12 protein-coding genes are annotated in these 16649 nt (G+C 64.1%); 5 read left to right on the top strand and 7 right to left on the bottom strand.

Annotated features, from left to right (window positions below; genetic code table 11):
* Window positions 1-3 precede the first annotated feature (3 nt).
* Both CO655_RS21980 and CO655_RS21985 read left to right on the top strand, forming a co-directional pair.
* Window positions 4-1020, top strand: a complete 1017-nt coding sequence (locus CO655_RS21980) for a hydroxyacid dehydrogenase (RefSeq protein WP_097666591.1) — start codon at window positions 4-6, stop codon at window positions 1018-1020.
* Complete coding sequence (locus CO655_RS21985; protein WP_097666593.1) at window positions 1017-2438, top strand: mandelate racemase; 1422 nt, start codon at window positions 1017-1019, stop codon at window positions 2436-2438. Before CO655_RS21980 ends, CO655_RS21985 begins: the two co-directional genes overlap by 4 nt.
* 265 nt (window positions 2439-2703) lie before the next feature.
* On the opposite strand, the gene CO655_RS21990 is transcribed toward CO655_RS21985, so the two are convergent.
* Together CO655_RS21990 and CO655_RS21995 are read right to left on the bottom strand one after the other, a co-directional pair.
* Entirely contained in the window at window positions 2704-5856 is a 3153-nt protein-coding gene (locus tag CO655_RS21990) for an efflux RND transporter permease subunit (RefSeq protein WP_097666594.1), read from the bottom strand.
* The gene (locus CO655_RS21995; protein ID WP_176539288.1) at window positions 5856-6956 is read right to left on the bottom strand and encodes an efflux RND transporter periplasmic adaptor subunit; all 1101 of its coding nucleotides are present in this window, start codon (window positions 6954-6956) and stop codon (window positions 5856-5858) included. Before CO655_RS21995 ends, CO655_RS21990 begins: the two co-directional genes overlap by 1 nt.
* A gap of 206 nt (window positions 6957-7162) precedes the next feature.
* On the opposite strand from CO655_RS21995, the gene CO655_RS22000 reads away from it, so the two are divergent.
* From CO655_RS22000 to CO655_RS22010, 3 genes are all read left to right on the top strand, one after another.
* Complete coding sequence (locus CO655_RS22000; RefSeq protein ID WP_097666598.1) at window positions 7163-7849, top strand: response regulator; 687 nt, start codon at window positions 7163-7165, stop codon at window positions 7847-7849.
* 2 nt (window positions 7850-7851) lie between these two features.
* Window positions 7852-9141 (top strand): ATP-binding protein, encoded by a 1290-nt coding sequence (locus CO655_RS22005; protein ID WP_097666600.1) that lies wholly within the window; start codon window positions 7852-7854, stop codon window positions 9139-9141.
* Window positions 9142-9257: 116 nt separating this feature from the next.
* Window positions 9258-10709: an efflux transporter outer membrane subunit gene (locus CO655_RS22010; protein ID WP_097666602.1), complete on the top strand. Its 1452-nt coding sequence runs from the start codon at window positions 9258-9260 to the stop codon at window positions 10707-10709.
* An 8-nt stretch (window positions 10710-10717) separates the two neighbouring features.
* Here CO655_RS22010 and CO655_RS22015 read toward each other — a convergent pair whose 3' ends face one another.
* Genes CO655_RS22015 through CO655_RS22035 form a run of 5 tightly spaced genes read right to left on the bottom strand, consistent with a single transcriptional unit; the run spans window position 10718 to window position 16629 of the window.
* Window positions 10718-11554 carry a CoA ester lyase gene (locus CO655_RS22015; protein ID WP_097666604.1) on the bottom strand — a complete coding sequence of 279 codons (837 nt, stop codon included), beginning with the start codon at window positions 11552-11554 and terminating at the stop codon, window positions 10718-10720.
* Window positions 11551-12003: a MaoC family dehydratase gene (locus tag CO655_RS22020; RefSeq protein ID WP_097666606.1), complete on the bottom strand. Its 453-nt coding sequence runs from the start codon at window positions 12001-12003 to the stop codon at window positions 11551-11553. Before CO655_RS22020 ends, CO655_RS22015 begins: the two co-directional genes overlap by 4 nt.
* Window positions 12003-13868 carry an acetyl/propionyl/methylcrotonyl-CoA carboxylase subunit alpha gene (locus CO655_RS22025; protein WP_097666608.1) on the bottom strand — a complete coding sequence of 622 codons (1866 nt, stop codon included), beginning with the start codon at window positions 13866-13868 and terminating at the stop codon, window positions 12003-12005. The genes CO655_RS22020 and CO655_RS22025 overlap by 1 nt, the downstream gene beginning before the upstream one ends.
* 8 nt (window positions 13869-13876) lie before the next feature.
* Entirely contained in the window at window positions 13877-15487 is a 1611-nt protein-coding gene (locus tag CO655_RS22030) for a carboxyl transferase domain-containing protein (protein WP_097666610.1), read from the bottom strand.
* On the bottom strand, window positions 15484-16629 hold the full coding sequence (locus CO655_RS22035; RefSeq protein WP_097666612.1) for an isovaleryl-CoA dehydrogenase: 1146 nt from the start codon (window positions 16627-16629) through the stop codon (window positions 15484-15486). Before CO655_RS22035 ends, CO655_RS22030 begins: the two co-directional genes overlap by 4 nt.
* Window positions 16630-16649 lie beyond the last annotated feature (20 nt).

Here is a 16649-nt window from a genome sequence, read left to right on the forward strand (position 1 = left end):
ACCATGCGCAGACAGGCCCCCGTCATCGCCGTCCTTTTGACCGAAAAGACCCGCCGCATGGTGCTCGACGATGCGGCGACCGCCCGGTTGAACGGCCTCGGCGAGGTGCGCTGGCCGACCGGCGCCACGATCGATGCCGCCGATGCCGACCGGTTGCTGCAGGGCGCTACGGCATGCCTGACCGGATGGGGCACGCCGCCCTTCGATCCGGCCGCGCGCCAGCGCCATCCGCAACTTGCCCTCGTCGCCCATTCGGCTGGCAGCATCCGCACGCTCGTTCCCGCCCGTCTGTTCGATGACGGCCTGCGCGTGAGCCATGCCGCCTCGAAAATTGCCGCCTCGGTTGCCGAATTCGTCGTCGCCGAAGCGCTTCTCGCCATGCGCGGCATTCACCGGCTGCATCATCGATTGCGCAGAGGCGGTGAATGGCTCGATGTCCGCGCCGCCGTGCCGCAAAGATTGCTCGGCGCCAGAACGGTCGGTATTGTCGGGGCCGGATATGTCGGGCGGGCAGCCATGCGTCTGCTCGTCCCATTCGGCTGCCGCGTGCTTGTCGTCGATCCCTATCTCGACGACGGCGGGGCCGCAGCGCTCGGCGTCGTCAGAACAGGATTGGACGACGCGCTTGCCCAGAGCGATGTGATTTCCCTGCATGCGCCCGTCCTGCCCGAGACGCGCCGGATGATCGGCGCCCGCGAACTGGCGCTGCTGCGTCCAGGCGCGCTGTTCATCAACACGGCGCGGGCCGAGCTGGTTGACGAAGCCGCATTGCTCGCCGAAATCAGGTCCGGCCGCATCGAGGCGGCTCTCGATGTCTTCGACAATGAGCCGCTGCCTCAGGACAGTCCGTTCCGCGACCCCCAGCTGACCAATGTCACCATTTCGCCGCATGCCGCCGGCCACACCGAAGAGGCACATTTCGCCCAAGGGCAGGCCATGGTCGACGAGATCGGCCGGCTGCTGCGCCGGGAGCCGCTCCAGCACGAAGTGTCGCGCGCCATGCTGGACCGGATGGCATGACCATGGACCGAAGCATCGGAGGTTCCGTGACGGCGCCGCGCATCAGAATTGTCGAGATCGATGCCTTCGAGCGCGATATCAGGCTGCGCCTGCCGTTTCGCTTCGGCGCGGCAACCCTGGAAAAGGCGCCGCAGGCCTTTCTCAGGGTGCGCGTAGAGGATGAGGCAGGGAAAACCGCCATCGGCGCCGCCGCCGAAATGATGGTGCCGAAATGGTTCGACAAAAACCCGGCGCTGACGCCGGCGCAGAATGTCGATCAATTGCGTGGCTCTATCCGCGTCGCCACGGCTGCGTCGCGGGAACCGTCCGCCCCGATGACATTGTTCGCCGCCGCCCGTCTGAACGAGATGGAAACCGTGCGGCGCCTGCCTGGAAATCCACTGGCCGCCGGTTTCGGTCCTTCGCTGATCGCCCGCGCGGCGCTCGATGCCTATTGCCGTCTTGCGGGGTTTTCCTTTTTCGAGGCGGTGAGCCGCAACCTCATCGGCATCGGCGGCCCGATGCTGCCCGGCGATATCGACGCGGATGCAGTGTCGGCTGTGCTGGCCGGCTTTCGTCCCGCCGGTTCCATCTCGGCTCGGCATACGATCGGACTTCTCGACCCGATCACCGAAAGCGAGATCGTCGATCCCGTCGATGACGACCTGCCGCAGAGCCTCGAGGCGGTGATCGCGCGCTATGGCAATCGCTGGTTCAAGATCAAGCTTTCGGGCGCGGCCGATGCCGATATCGACCGGCTGGCGCGCATCGCCGCCGTGTTGGACCATCTGCCGGACTATCGGGTGACGGTCGATGGCAACGAACAGTTCACAGCAGTCGACGAGCTTGCCGCCCTGCTGGTGCGGATCGCGGCCATGCCGCGGCCGGCGCGGCTGCGTGCGGCCATTGCCTTTGTCGAACAGCCGTTCTCGCGCGCGATCACCATGGAAACACCGCTCGGGAATCTGGCCGCGGAACTGCCCTTCCTGATTGATGAGAGCGACGATGGCGACGGCGCCTTCGCCCGCGCCCGGCGGCTTGGTTATACCGGCGTCTCCTCGAAGACCTGCAAGGGCATTTACCGCTCGCTGCTGAAAGCGATCCGCATCAAAACGGCAGGCGTGCCGGGGTTGTTTCTCTCCGGCGAGGATCTGACCTGCCAGGCCGGGCTTGCCGTGCAACAGGATCTGGCGCTGGTTTCCCTGCTCGGCCTCTCCCATGTCGAGCGCAACGGCCATCATTATGTGGCCGGCATGCAGGGCGCGCCGCAGGCGGAGAAGGTGCGTTTTGCCGCTGCCCATTCCGATCTCTACGAGCAGGGGCGGGACGGGCCGCTGCTGTCGATCCGCGACGGCCGGATCGCCATCGCTTCGCTCGGGGCCGTCGGCTACGCGAGCGGCGCTTTACCCGATTTCGGATCGATGAAGCCATTGTCGTGAGACTTGGCAACATTCAGCATAGGCAGCAGCGCTGCTCTGTTGAACTGGGAGATCGGATCACCCCGTTCCACCAATTGATATGTCTCCCGACAGGGCATCACGCTCTTTCCGAACCATTTCTGTACCTCCTGATCGGGATGCAGGACGCGCAGGCGGCTTGGGGCCGCCTGCGGGGGAGTACGTCCCGCGGTCTTGTTCCCGTGGGGGAGAGAACGCGACCGAAGAGCTTGCCGTCACCGGCTGTTGCCTTGTCGGGCAGCGGACATCATCTGTGACCTTGCCCTCGTCTTGCCTGCTCGGGCTGGAAGGCGATCGCTGCGTGATCGTTGGACGCATACGGCTTATCCCCGGCGATGTCCTGGGCCAGTCCGAGCCGGCGCAGGACCCGTTTGAGGATCTGTTCGAAATCGTCGACGAAGGTGAAGATGACGGGGATGACGATCAGGCTGAGCAGCGTCGACATCACCACGCCGCCGATCACCACGATCGCCATCGGCTGGCGGAAGCTCGAATCGCCGCCCATCAGGCTGAGTGCGGCCGGCAGCATGCCTGAGGCCATGGCGATGGTGGTCATGACGATCGGCCGTGCGCGCTTGTGGCAGGCATCCACCAGGGCGTCGAACCTCGCCATGCCCCGCTGACGTGACATGATCGCATATTCGATGAGCAGGATGGAGTTCTTCGTCACCACGCCCATCAGCATGAGCAGGCCGATGACAACAGGCATGGAGAAGCTCGTTCCGGTCAGCACCAGCGGCACCAGCGCGCCGCCGAGCGAGAGCGGCAGAGCCATCAGCAGTGTGAGCGGCTGCAGGAAATCGTGGAAGAGAAGGACGAGGACCGCATAGATGCAGAACACGCCGATTGCCATGGCAAGAGCAAAACTCTGGAACAGCTCCGAACTGCGCTGAAGTTCGCCCTGTTCGACCAGGGTGACGCCCGCCGGCAGGTGCTGGAGGGCAGGCAGCGCCTGCGCCTCACGGTTGACGTCGCCGAGGATGCGGCCGTTGAGTTCGACGGAAAGGGTGACATTGCGCATCCGATCGATGCGGTCGATCTCGGAGGGGCTGCCGCCGATCTTCACATCGGCAATCGATCCGAGATCGACGTTGCCGTTCGTTCCCGCCACCCGCATATTCTTGATGTCGTCCAGATTGGTGCGCGTCTCGGGCGAGAAGCGGACGACGATGGGGATTTGCCGCTGAGGCAGGTTGAGCTTCGGCAGATCGGAGGAATATTCGCCGTTCGTCGCCACGCGCGCAGCCTCGGCGATAGCGCTCGACGTGACCCCGAGCGCGGCGCTGCGTGCAAAATCGGGCGTGATCTGGATCTCGGGCGCCTGCCTGGCCGCGGTCGATGTCACCGCGCCGATGCCCTGCAGCGAGCGGAGCTGTTCCTCAAGCGCCGTGCTGGCGCTGTCGAGGACGTTGGCATCGTCGCTTGCGAGCGTGATCTCGAGCTTCGTGCCATTGCCGCCGCCGCCGACCTCCACACGCACGCCGGGGAGGACGGAAAGCGCCTGTCGGATATCGTTTTCGATTTCCGATTGCTTGCGGTCGCGCTCGTCGATGGGCGGCAGCACGGCAACGATCGTCGCCGATCCGACATCGCTCGTGGTGCTGGCGTCGGGGCCGCCGCCCGAGGAGGTCGAACCGACGGCGGAAAAGACATGCGTCACGTCGGGAAGCTTGCCGATAATATCCGCGGCCTTCCTGGCCGTGGCATCCGTCTGCTCGATGGTGGCGCCCGGCTGCATGGTCAGCGTAATCTGGGTTCGCGCGTCGTCGGACGCCGGCAGGAAGCCCGATTTCAGCAAGGGGATGGTCGCAAGCGACAGCGCCACGACGATGGCGGTGACGGCCACGGTCGTCTTCCGGCGGTTCATGGCGGCCTTCACGATTGATATATAGGCACGCATGATCCGGCCATCCTTCTCCTCGGTCGGATGGGCCTTCATGAAATAGGCGGCCATCATCGGCGTCAGGAGGCGCGCGACCACGAGCGAGGCGAGGACGGCGACGGCAGCGGTGATGCCGAACTGGCGGAAAATGAGGCCCGGTATGCCGCTCATGAAGGCCGTCGGCAGAAAGACCGAGACCAGCGTGAAGGTGGTTGCGATAACGGCAAGCCCGATCTCGTTGGCCGCTTCGAGAGCGGCATCGAGCGGCCTTTTGCCCATCTGCAGGTGGCGGGCGATGTTCTCGATCTCGACGATGGCATCGTCGACGAGGATGCCGACCACCAGCGACAGCGCAAGCAGCGTGACGATATTCAGGCTGAAGCCGGCGAAATACATGACAAGGAAGGTCGGTATGACAGACAAGGGCAGCGCCACGGCCGACAGGATCGTTGCCCGCCAGTCCCGCAGGAAAAGCCAGACGACGATGATCGCCAGGATCGCGCCTTCGTAGAGCATGTGCATCGAGCCATCGTAGTTGCCGATGATCGGGCCGATCGTGCTATAAGCCTCGTCGATCTGCGCGTTGGAATGCTTGGCGGCGAACTCCCTGATCGCCTTGTCGACGTCGGCGGCAACACCGCTGTCGGAAAATCCGTTCGAGCGCTTGATCTCGACCGCGATCACCGGCTTGCCGTCGAGATAGGCCATCGAGGAGCGCTCGGCGAAGCTGTCGGTGACGGATGCCACGTCATCAAGGCGAATCTGCTGGCCGTTCGCCAGCGGGATTTTCAGCCCTTTCAGCGCCTCGACCGATGGCAGGGCGCCGAGCGTGCGCAAGGTCTGGCGGGTGCCGCCGATTTCGCCGAGGCCGCCCGACGTATCCGTCTGCACCGCCTTCAGCTGCGACGATACGGTGGCCGCAGTGACACCCAGCGACGCCATCGTCGCGGGATCGAGATCCACATGAACCTCGCGATCGATCCCGCCGATGCGGTTGACCTGCCCGACGCCGGATACCGACAGCAGCGCCTTGGTCAGATCATTGTCGACGAACCAGGAAAGTTCGGTCTCGTTGAGAGCGGTGGAGTGGACGGCATAGGTGACCAAAGGGGAGCTCTGCACCGTGACCTTGCTGACGCTGGGTGTTTCCATCTGCGCCGGCAGATCGCCCTTGACGCTGTCGACGGCATTGCGGACTTCGTTCAGGGCCGTTTCGCTGTCTTTTTCCAGCTTGAAGGACACCTTGATCGAGACGGAGCCGTCCGTGATCGTCGTGGTGATATGGTCGAGATAGCTGAGTGCTGCGAGACTATCCTCGATCTTGCGGGCGACCTCGGTTTCGAGTTGTGCCGGGGCGGCGCCTTCGAGCGTGGCGGTGACGTTGATCGTGGGAAGGTCCATATCGGGGAAGTTCTGGATCGGCAGCTGCTTGAAGGCCAGGAGGCCGCCGACGGTCAGCATCACAAACAGCAATATCGCCGGTACGGGGTTGCGGATCGACCAGGCTGAGAAGTTCATCAGTTTTTCTCCGCAATCTTCACGAGGTCATTGTCCGACAGGAACGCGCCGCCCGAGGTCACCACCTTCGACGAGCGGTCGATGCCGGAGACGATTTCCACCTCGCCATTGTTGCGGCGGCCCGTTTCCACCCTGACCCTTTGCACCCGCTGATCCTCGCCTGAAGTGAAGAGGTAGCTGATCCCGTCCCGGAACACGATCGCCGTCTCGGGAACGGTCAGCGCCGGAGAGGTCTGCAGTTCGATATTGCCGGTGACATAGAGACCGGTGCGCGGACTGACGTCTCTGGGAAGCGCGACATAGACGATGGCCCGGCTGGTATCGGTGCTGATCGAAGGCCCGACAAGCCTCACCTTGCCGTCGATGACCTGGCCGTCCGGCCCGTTGATCTTGACGCTCAAGCCTTCAGAAATACGCAAGAGATAGCGCGCGGAAATCTCGGCCTGCCATTCGACACGCTGCTGGCGGACCATGCGGAACAGCTCCGTGCCGGCGGAGACGACGGCACCGAGATCGGCGGAACGGGAGGTTATGAGGCCGTCGTCGACGGCCGTGATCGTGGTTTGCGCAAGCTTGATCTTTTCGCTGTCGAGTGCGGCCTCTTCGGATGCAAGGCTTGCCGTTGCCGTCTGCTCGTCGGCCAGATATTCGACGATCTTCTCGTCGGAGAGCGCGCCGGAAGGACGCAGCTGCCGCGCCCGGTCGGCATTGGCCTTGGCCTTTGCAAGACTGGCCTTGGCGGTCTCGACGGCGGCTTCCTGCTTGCGGAGGTCGGCGAGTACGCTCTCCTGGGAAAGCCGGACGAGCGTCTGTCCCTTCGTGACCACGGACCCGACATCGACCAGGACATCGGTGATGCGCAGGCCGCTGGTTTCGGAGGCGATGACCGCTTCCTGCCACGGCTTCAGCCATCCGCTCGCCGGAACGGTCTCCGGCCAGTCCCGTTGCATCGGCGCCGTCAGAGAGACGGTGAGAGCGGTTGCAGCGGCCTGTTCCGCCATGGCAAAACGCACGGGCGAGACAAGAGCTGCCGCGACAAGCGCGGCGGCAAATATTCTGGATGGTTTTCTCAACAAAGCATTCCTTGTGGTCAAAGGCATGGGTGGCCTTTGCGTTCCGCGCGAACGCGACGAAGGACTGCCGCTGATGTCGAGGCGACCCGTCCTGGTGCGCATCCATGTCATGGCAGCATAAGTAACGGGGCGAACGTTAAGCGCGGTCAAGTTAGTGTTAAGATAGGTAAAACTTGGCCGCCCGCGCGCTTTCGTGCTGTATGGCTCGCCGGGATTAAAGACGGATAACGCGAATGAACAAGGTTCTCCTCATCGACGACGATGCCGAGCTGACGACGCTTCTGCAGGAATATCTGGTTGAGGAAGGGTATGACGTCGCAACCGATACGGACGGCCGCGCCGCCATTGCCGCGGCTGCCGGCAATACGGTCGACATCATCGTGCTCGACATCATGATGCCGCGGATGAACGGGATCGAGGTGCTGCAGCGGATCAGGAAGCTGAGCCAGGTCCCCGTTCTGATGCTGACGGCAAGGGGCGATGACGTGGACAGGATATCGGGCCTCAATCTCGGCGCCGACGATTACGTACCGAAACCCTGCTCGCCGGGCGAACTGGCGGCAAGGCTGCGCGCCATCCTGCGCCGCGCGGGTCAGCCGGCGACGGGTGTATCGACCGACACGATCAGGGCCGGGCAGCTCGTCATCCATTCCGGTAATAGAAGCGCCGAATGGCGCGGCGAGACTTTGGAGCTGACCGGCACCGAGTTCAGCCTGCTCGAGGTTCTCGCCCGCAGCGCCGGCCAGCTGGTGTCGAAGCAGGAGATTTCGAAGCGGGCCTTCGGCAAGCCGCTCACGCCGTTTGACCGCCGTATCGACGTCCATATCAGCAGCGTTCGTCAGAAGCTCGGGCTGCGGGAGGACGGGCAATCCTGGATCCAGTCCGTCCGCGGCCAGGGCTATCAACTTCTCGTGGACTGACCATGCCCCGGCTTTTCTGGAAATTCTTCAGGATTATCTGGCTGACTCTGGCGGCAAGCCTTGCTGCCATTATTCTTATCGTCAAACTCCTTCAGGCGGTTCCCTTCGCAAGCGAGCTGGACCATGAGCGGCGGACGCTCGTGCTCAACCTGACCGCAAACATTCTGGTCGAGGACGGCGAAGCGGCCGCGGCGCGTTTCGTGACCACAAGCGAAAAGACGCAACCGCTCGGCCTGACCCTGTCGAAGCCTGCCGAGGCCGATGCCTGCGCCGAGAAGAACACGGTCACCACCCGATCGGTGCCGAAGGATGGAGTTTGCTATCGGCTTTCCGTGTCGGCTCCGGCCGGTTCCACCTTCGACAGCCTTGGCCCATTCCTACCGTGGCTCACCATCCTGGTCGCCAGCACGATCGCGGCCGGCGCGCTGGCGCGATATCTCATTCGTCCCGTCGTGCATCTGCGCGATGGCCTGAGCGCGCTCGCCCATGGCCGTTTCGACTTTCGCATCGGCGACAAGATGGCCGGGCGAAAGGATGAAGTGACCGCCCTTGCCTATGATTTCGATGCGAGCGCCGCCCGGCTTCAGGAGCTTCAGGATGCGCAGCAGAGGCTGTTCCATGACGTCTCCCATGAGCTGCGTTCGCCTTTGTCCCGCCTGCAGGCAGCCGTCGGCGTGCTCCGGCAGAACCCGGCTAAACTCGGCGCCATGCTGGACCGTATGGACAGGGAGGTCGAACGGCTCGATACGCTGGTGGGCGAGGTTCTGACCCTTGCCAGGCTGACGGCGGGATCCGGCCGGCCGCTGAAGACGCAGACCCTCGACATCATCGAGCTCCTCAACGAAATCTTGGGCGACGCGGCATTCGAAGCCCAGGCGCGCGAGGTCGCGATCACGGCGAGCGTCGACGGTATCTTCCGTGCCGAGGTGGAAGGCGAACTGATCTACAGGGCGCTCGAAAATGTCGTCCGCAACGCCGTCAAATATACCGCCGAGCATTCGCGTGTGGCCGTATCCTGCGAAACGATGGCCGACCGCCTCAGGATCTGCGTCACCGATCAGGGGCCAGGCGTCGGGCGTGATGAGCTCGAACGGATCTTCCAGCCGTTTTCCCGCGGCAAGGATGCCATACCGCGCGGCGGATATGGTCTCGGCCTTGCTATCGCCAGGCAGGCGATCGAGCGTCACGGCGGGCGCGTGCATGCCTCGCTGCCGGAAGCCGGCGGCCTGGCGATCACGCTCGAGCTTCCGAGGCGGCCGATGCCTTATGGTGCGGCCGGTGGTGAAGGCTGATCAGCATCGCTCGACAGGGCGGTGCCGGATTTTACCTAACTTTACAGTTTCTTAACCGCCATTAACGCTGGCGCCGCTAAGCCTGAACCCACGATCCCGGTTCAAGAGGCTCGCCCGTGAGTACGTCGCTTCGCACAAGACTATCATCCCTCCGCTATGCCGCATCGCTCCTGACAATTCTGCTGGCAGGCTGCGTCAGCGGCCCGGATCACGTTCCCCCGCAAATGCCGCTGCCCGCCAAATTCGAAGAGGGCGGTAGCAAGAGCAACGGCAATGTCGTGACGGCCGAGTGGTGGACGGCCTATCGCGACAAGCGGCTCGACGGACTGGTGACCCATGGCCTCCGCGAGAACCTCGACGTGCTGCAGGCGCTCGAAAGCATCAATTCGGCCTCTGCCAACGTCACCGTCGCCGGCGCCGGCGGCCTGCCGAGCCTGACCGTCGGTGCATCGCATACGCTGTCCGGCGAGACGGGCCGGCTGCGCACGAGCGTCGGCACCACGAACACATCAGGCGGCGAAGCCAGCCTTTCCTGGCTGCTCGACTTTTTCGGCCAGTATCGTCGCTCCAGGGAAAGTGCCATCGCCTCGCTCGGCGCAGCCTATGCGACGGCCGACAATGCGAAGCTCACGTTCCTGAAGGACCTTATCGAGAGCTATATCGACGCCCGCTATTACCAGGAGCGCATCGCGCTGTCGCAGGCGAGTTTGAAATCCCGTCAGCAGACTTACGAGCTCACGCAGCTGCAGTTGAAAGCCGGTGCGGCCTCCCGCCTCGATGTCGTTCAGGCCGAGGGCCTGGTGCAGTCGACGAAGTCGGAAATTCCCGGCCTCCAGCAGAGCTTCACCGAGTCGGCTCATCACATCGCCACGCTCATCGGGATGCCGGCATCTGCGCTGATGGGGGAGCTGCAGAAGAGTGCGGGCCAGCCGGTCTTCCGCGGCGACATTCGCGCCGGTATTCCGGCCGACCTCATCCGCAACCGTCCCGATATTCGCAAGGCCGAACGCGAGCTGGCGGCGGCCGTCGCCGATATCGGCGCGGCCGAAGCCCAGCTCTACCCGTCGATCACCCTGTCCGGCTCGATCTCGCCGAGCTGGGTCAAAGCGTCGGGCGCCAGCGGCGGAAGTCTGACCAGCTGGTCGTTCGGACCATCGCTCAATCTGCCGATCTTCGACGGCGGCACGTTGCGGGCGAATGTCGAGATCGAAAAATCCGACGCCAGGACCCAGTATCTCGCCTGGAAAGCAGCGGTGCTGAACGGCGTCGAAGAAGTCGAAAACGCACTGACGGCTGTTCGTCGCGACACGCAGACGCTGGAGCCGCTGCGCCGGCAGGTGCAGACGGCGCAGGAATCACTCGCGCTTTCGACCACGAGCTATAAGGATGGCGCCTCGTCGCTGCTCGATGTCCTCGACGCGCAGCGTTCGGTCTCCGACGCTGAGGCAAGCCTTGCCGCCACCGTGCAGCAGGTCGCCAAGGACTATGTGGATCTCTACGTCGCCATCGGCGCCGGCTACCTCGAGCCGGAGCATGTCGCCGCCAAACCAACCGCAAAGTCGGGCTAATCTGCACTCTATCGTCTGGCACTCTCCAGAATGCGAGTCGCGAGCTTCAGATGTGGCATATCAAGCATGCGTCCGTCCACCTGGATGACACCCGCATCGGGCTGGGCGGCAAAGGCGGCGGTGACCTTCTCCGCCCAGGCGATCTCGGTGGCATCCGGCGTGAAGGCGTGGTTGATCGTTTCCACCTGGCTCGGATGGATGGCCATCATGCCGGAAAAGCCGTCGCGCCGGGCGCGGCCGACATAGGCCCGCAGTCCGTTGAGATCACGAAAATCGGGATAGACAGTATCGATTGCCGGAACAGCTGCGGCATGGGCTGCAAAGAGCGTGAGCGAGCGGGCAAGCTCATAAGGCGGCGTATAGCGGCCGTCCGTTCTGCGCGCGGTCGCAGCCCCGATCGCAGCCGGCAGATCCTCGGCGCCCCAGGTCAGGCCGCAGAGCTTGTCCGAGACATCCCGATAGCTGCCGATCTCGAAGATCGCCGATGGCGTTTCGGTCGCGATCGGCAGGATGGCAGGAGCCGCCGCGAGAGCGCTTGCAAGCTTGCGCACCGAAGTGGCGCCTTCGGCCTTCGGCAGCATGAGCGCGAAAGGCTGAAGACCGCTCAGGGCGGCGAGGTCGTCCTCGCATTCCGGCGAGGCGAGAGGATTGATGCGGATGAGGAGCTTGGTCTCGCCGGCATGGCGCTGCACGAATTCGTGGACGCTGTCGCGGGCCTTTGGCTTGTTGGCCGGCGCGACGGAATCTTCCAGATCGAGAATGACGGCATCGGCGCCCGATGTGAGCGCTTTTTCGAAACGTTCCGGCCGATCGCCGGGCACGAAGAGCAGCGAGCGCAGCTTCATGACGGTTTCCCCTTCAGCATGGCGGTACGCAGGCACTGGCAGACGATCTCGTCGCGCTGGTTCAGCGTTACATGACGGAAAGTGACGATGCCGGCATCGGGGCGGGAGTTCGAGCGGCGCAGCTCCGTCACCTCCGTTTCCACCCGAAGCGTATCGCCGATGAAGACCGGTTTCGGCATCGTCACCTTGTCATAGCCGAGATTGGCGACGAGCGTGCCGAGCGTGGTGTCGCCGACCGAAAGGCCGACGGTCAGCGCAAAGGTGAAGGTGCCGTTGACGACGATCCGGCCGAATTCGGTGCCGGCCGCATATTCGGCATCGAGATGCAGCGGCTGCGGATTGTGGGACAGTGTCGTAAAGAGCAGGTTGTCGGTCTCGGTGACGGTGCGGCGGATGTTATGGGTGATGCGGTCGCCGACCGCCCATTCGTCGAAATAGCGGCCGGCCATCAGTCCTCTCCCTTCATGACGGTGACGACCAGCTGGTTTTCCGAAACACGGACGCCGGGGGAAACCTGCAGTTTGCCGACGATGCCGTCGAAGGGCGCCCGCAGCGAATGTTCCATCTTCATGGCTTCGACCGTCAGCAGGCGGTCTCCCTTGGCGACACGATCGCCCTCAGTGACCTCCACCGAAATGACGAGGCCCGGCATGGGTGACAGGATGGCGCCATCGCCCACACCGTGATTCGCCTCGACCTCGCCTGCGTGAGGCAGGCCGATCGACCAGGCATTGCCCGCATCGAAAAGCACCGTTGTCTCGTCCATCTCGACCGCATTCGCTTCGAGGTCGGTGTATGCGCGTCCCCAGTGGAGATGACCGTCGATGCGCACGCGCACACGGCTATCGCTTGGCCCGGCGATGCGAAAGCCGGTCAGCGCAGACCAGGGATCGCCATCCATGTCCTTCGACAGTGCCGTGGCCGCTTTGTCGATGACGGTTTCATCAGGCTCGCTGGCCACCAGGCTTTCCCCGTGGCGGTCGAGGAAGCCGGTATCGATCTTTGCGGCGCGAAAATCCTGATCATTGGCGATGCGGGCGAGAAGACCGGCATTGGATCGGACCGGCCAGACCTCGATACCGGCGCAGGCGGCTGCGAGCTTCGAAAGCGCCGTCTCGCGGTTCGGCCCATGCGCGATGATTTTGGCGATCATCGGATCGTAGAAAGCGGTGATCTCATCACCCTGCTCGACGCCGCTGTCGACACGAACCGCCTGCGGCAGTTTGAGATGGTCGAGCCGACCGGTCGAGGGCAGGTAGCCGGCGGCGGGATTTTCGGCATAGAGCCGGGCTTCGAAGGCCCAGCCGTTCATGGTGATCTCGTCCTGGCTTTTCGGCAGCGGCTCGCCACTTGCGACCTTCAGCTGCCAGAGGACCAGATCCTCGCCTGATATGGCCTCGGTGACGGGATGCTCCACCTGCAGGCGCGTGTTCATCTCCATGAACCAGATGCGGTCGGGATTGAGGCCCGAGGAGGCGTCGGCGATGAATTCGATCGTGCCGGCGCCGACATAGTTGACCGCTCTTGCGGCCGTGACCGCCGCATCGCAGATCGCCGCGCGGGTGGCGGCATCAAGGCCGGGGGCAGGGGCCTCTTCGATGACTTTCTGGTGCCGGCGCTGCAGCGAGCAATCGCGTTCGAAGAGATGGACGCAATTTCCGAGCTTATCGGCGAAGACCTGAACTTCGATATGGCGCGGATTGGCGATATAGCGCTCGATCAGAACGCGGTCGTCGCCGAAGGCGGCAGCCGCTTCGCGCCGGCAGGAGGCGAGACCTTCGGCGAAATCCTCGGGTCGGTCGATGCGACGCATGCCCTTGCCGCCACCGCCAGCGACGGCCTTGATCAGCACGGGGTAGCCGACGAGGTCGGCTTCGGCTGCGAGCCTTGTTTCGCTTTGGTCCGAGCCGAGGTAGCCGGGGGTGACGGGCACGCCCGCCGCCTGCATCAATTGCTTGGCGGCGTCCTTCAGCCCCATGGCGCGGATGGCGGCCGGCGGCGCGCCGACCCAGATCATGCCGGCCCTCTCGACAGCTTCGGCGAATTCGGCATTTTCCGACAGGAATCCGTAACCGGGATGGATGGCGGCAGCACCTGACTTGCGGGCAGCTTCCAGGATGCGTGCCTCAGAAAGGTAGCTTTCGCGGGCCGGCGGCGGGCCGATGGCGATCGCCTGGTCCGCTTCCCTGACGAAGGGCAGGCCGGCATCGGCCTCGGAATAGACGGCGATGGTGCGGATGCCGAGCATCTTTGCCGTGCGGATGATGCGGCGGGCGATTTCGCCCCTGTTGGCGATGAGAAGACTTTCCATCATAGCGCGCCTCACATCCTGAACAGGCCGAAGCGCGGCCCTTTCGGGATCGGCGCATTCAGGCAGGCGGAAAAGGCAAGGCCCAGCACATCGCGCGTCTGGCGCGGGTCGATGATGCCGTCGTCCCAGAGGCGGGCGGTGGCATAATAGGGATTGCCCTCCGCCTCGTAGCCGGCGCGGATTGGCGCCTTGAAGGCCTCCTCCTCATCGGCCGGCCACGCCTCTCCGCGCGCCTCCATCGCGTCGCGGCGGATGGTGGCGAGCACCGAGGCTGCCTGTTCGCCGCCCATGACGCTGATGCGGCTGTTCGGCCAGGTGAAGAGGAAACGCGGGCGATAGGCGCGGCCGCACATGCCGTAGTTGCCGGCCCCGAAGCTGCCGCCGATGATGACGGTCACTTTCGGCACGGTCGCAGTCGCAACCGCCGTCACCAACTTTGCCCCATCCTTGGCAATGCCGCCGGCCTCATAGCGGCCGCCGACCATGAAGCCGGAGATGTTCTGCAGAAAGAGCAGCGGCACGCGGCGCTGGCAGGCGAGCTCGATGAAATGCGCGCCCTTCAGCGCGCTTTCGGAAAAGAGCACGCCGTTATTGGCGATGACGGCGACAGGCATGCCCCAGATGCGGGCGAAGCCGCAGACGAGCGTGGTGCCGTAGAGCGGCTTGAACTCATGCAGTTGCGAGCCGTCGACGATCCGGCCGATCACTTCGCGCACATCATAGGGCGAGCGCACATCCTCAGGAATAATGCCGTGAAGGTCCTCGACGTCGAGCTTCGGGGGACGCGGAGGCTGAATGTCGATATCGACCGATTTGACGCTGTTGAGGCTGGCGACGATATCGCGCACCAGAAGCAGCGCATGTTCGTCGTTTTCGGCGACATGGTCGACGACGCCGGAGCGGCGCCCATGGGTCTCGGCGCCGCCCAATTCTTCGGCCGAGATGATCTCGCCGGTCGCCGCTTTGACCAGCGGCGGGCCGGCCAGGAAGATCGTGCCTTGATTGCGCACGATCACCGTTTCGTCGGACATGGCGGGAACATAGGCGCCGCCGGCGGTGCAGCTTCCCATGACGCAGGCAATCTGGGCAATGCCTTCGGCCGACATCTGCGCCTGGTTGTAGAAGATCGCGCCGAAATGATCGCGGTCGGGAAAGACCTCGGCCTGATGCGGCAGATTGGCGCCGCCGCTGTCGACCAGATAAAGGCAGGGCAGCCGGTTCTGCATGGCGATTTCCTGTGCCCGCAGATGTTTCTTCACCGTCATCGGGAAATAGGCGCCGCCCTTCACCGTCGCGTCATTGGCGACGATCATCACCTCGCGGCCGCAAACGCGGCCGATGCCGGATATGATGCCGGCACCCGGCGCCTCGCCGCCATACATGCCGTTGGCCGCCAGCGTGCCGATCTCCAGGAAGGGACTGCCGGCATCGATGAGCAGCTGGATACGGTCGCGGGGCAGGAGCTTGCCCTTGCTCGTGTGACGTTCACGGGCCGATTGCGATCCGCCCTCGCGCGCCTTGGCGGAACGCTCGCTGAGCTCGTCGGTCAGCGCCTTGTTCTTGATGGCATTGGCTTTGAAGTTCTCGCTGTCGCGATCGATCGCGGTCGATATCACCGTCATGATGCGATGAGCTCCCGGCCGATCAGGTAGCGGCGGATCTCGTTGGTGCCGGCGCCGATATCGTAGAGCTTGGCGTCGCGCAGAAAACGCTCGACCGGCCATTCCTTGGTATAACCGGCGCCGCCGAGCGCCTGGATCGCCTCCAGCGACACCTTCACGGCGTTCTCGCTGGCAAAGAGGATCGCGGCTGCCGCGTCGGTGCGGGTTGTGCGGCCGGCGTCGCAGGCGCGGGCGACGGAATAGACATAGGCGCGTGCCGAATTCAGCGCGACATACATGTCGGCAATCTTGGCCTGCATCAGCTGGAAATCGCCGATCGGTTTGCCGAACTGCTTGCGATCGCGCACATAGGGCAGCACGACATCAAGGCAGGCCTGCATGATGCCGAGCGGGCCGCCGGCAAGGACAGTGCGCTCATAGTCGAGGCCGGACATCAGGATCTTCACGCCTTCACCTTCCCGGCCCATCAGCGCCTCGGCCGGCACCTCGCAATCCTCAAAGACCAGCTCGGCCGTATCGCTGCCGCGCATACCGAGCTTGGAGAGCTTCTTGGAAACGCTGAAGCCGGGCATGCCCTTCTCGATGATGAGGGCGGAAATGCCTTTCGGGCCGGCGGCGGGATCGGTCTTGGCATAGACGACCAGCACCTCGGCATGCGGCGCATTGGTGATCCAGAATTTGGTGCCGTTCAGAATGTAGCGGTCGCCCTTGCGCTCGGCCCGCAACCGCATCGAGACGACATCGGACCCGGCGCCGGCCTCCGACATGGCAAGTGAGCCGACATGCTCGCCGGAAATCAGCTTCGGCAGATGGCGACGCTTCTGTTCCGGTGAGGCCCAGCGGCGGATTTGGTTGACGCAAAGATTGGAATGGGCGCCATAGCTCAGGCCGACGGAGGCCGAGGCGCGCGACACCTCCTCCATCGCGACGACATGCTCGAGATAGCCGAGACCGGCGCCGCCGAATTCCTCCTCGACGGTGATCCCATGCAGGCCGAGCGCGCCCATCTGCGGCCAGAGCTGGCGTGGAAACGTGTTGCTTTCGTCGATCTCCGCTGCCAGCGGAGCAATATGATCGGCGGCAAACCGCGCCGTCGTGTCGCGGATCGCATCCGCGGTTTCGCCGAGCGAAAAATCAAACATGGCACTCCTCCCGCTAAAAT

Source organism: Rhizobium sp. M1 (assembly GCF_002531805.1).
GTDB lineage: Bacteria > Pseudomonadota > Alphaproteobacteria > Rhizobiales > Rhizobiaceae > Rhizobium > Rhizobium etli_C.